This window comes from Desulfamplus magnetovallimortis, assembly GCF_900170035.1.
GTDB classification, from domain to species: domain Bacteria; phylum Desulfobacterota; class Desulfobacteria; order Desulfobacterales; family Desulfobacteraceae; genus Desulfamplus; species Desulfamplus magnetovallimortis.
On the sequence record NZ_LT828557.1, the window covers coordinates 35889 to 37374 of the forward strand.

Here is a 1486-nt window from a genome sequence, read left to right on the forward strand (position 1 = left end):
TAAAAAACGGGGACTTTCTTATAAAACCTCCATGTTTGCTGACGCATCACAACGATGGATTAAAGTCATGATATGTCAGTATGTTATGGAGACTTTTTAATAAATAAACATGACAGACCCATCTGCCACAACGAAGCATGAAAGTTCTTAATAGCCTTAGAAAACGGGGAGTTTCTAATAAAAAACCTGCAAAAACAGTTCTTAGGGTTGATTTATTACATGATCTGAATTAATTACCATATCATTAATCTTTTGTCTCGGTTTTTCAGGAGCCAAATGATCAAAAAAAGGAGATATCGCACATGACCTTTAGTAATGAAAATAAACTACATGAATTACTACGTATCAGTGATGATCTAAATCATATCAAGGATATTGATTCACTTCTTGATACTATACTATATGAAACAAGACGCCTTACCAACGCAGATGCGGGCTCCATTTTTCTACTTGAAAACAACAGGCTTAATTTCAGCTATGTTCAGAATGACACATTGAAAAAAAGAGATATACTTAATAACAAGCAGATATATTCAAATTTTTCAGTTCCGGTTGATGATAAATCAATTGCAGGATATGTGGCCCTTAAGGGAAAATCTCTGGCGATAAAAGATGTTCATAAAATTGACAGCAGTGTACCATACTCTTTTAACAAAAGTTTTGATGAAATTGCTGGGTACAAAACAGCATCCATGATGACCATTCCTCTCATCACAACAAGGGGCAGTGTCATCGGAGTCATGCAGATCATAAATTCAATGGATGATGAAGGTAAAGTCATACCATTTACAGACGCTGACGAGAACTACATCAATTTCTTTGCCGGCAATGCTACATCTGCCATTGAAAAAGCAAAAATGACAAGAGAAATGATTCTGCGAATGATCAAAATGGCAGAACTAAGAGATCCCAAGGAGACCGGTGCCCACGTTAACAGGGTTGGTGCATACTCCATTGAAATTTTTCAACGCTGGGCAGACAGGCAGGGACTAAGCATCAAAGATATCAAAAACTATAAAGATATTCTCAGAATAGCTGCAATGCTCCATGATGTTGGAAAAGTTGCAATCTCTGATATTATCCTTAAAAAACCAGGCAAACTCAACGCCAACGAGTACCAGGTCATGAAAACCCATGCATACCAGGGAGCAAAACTGTTCAAAGATAATGTATCTGACCTTGATGCATTATGTTACGAAATTGCCTATACCCACCACGAAAAGTGGGATGGTTCCGGCTATCCACGGAGACTGAAAGGAGAGGTAATACCCCTTTCCGGAAGAATCGTGGCTCTTGCAGATGTCTATGATGCACTTATCTCTGCAAGGGTCTATAAACCTGCCTGGAGAGAAGAAGATGTTATTGATCTTATAAAAAAGGAATCAGGCAGCCACTTTGACCCCAATATTGTCTCCATATTTATGGATATTTATGATGTTATAACAGCAATTAGGGAAAAATTTCCTGATAAATCAGTTACCGAACT

At 37.7% G+C, this 1486-nt stretch carries 1 protein-coding gene; it reads left to right on the plus strand.

Going from position 1 to position 1486, the window contains the following annotated elements; all coding sequences use genetic code 11:
- Positions 1 to 302: 302 nt before the first annotated feature.
- The coding region (locus MTBBW1_RS22170) for an HD domain-containing phosphohydrolase (RefSeq protein WP_139786870.1) at positions 303 to 1486 on the plus strand (1184 nt) is incomplete at its 3' end.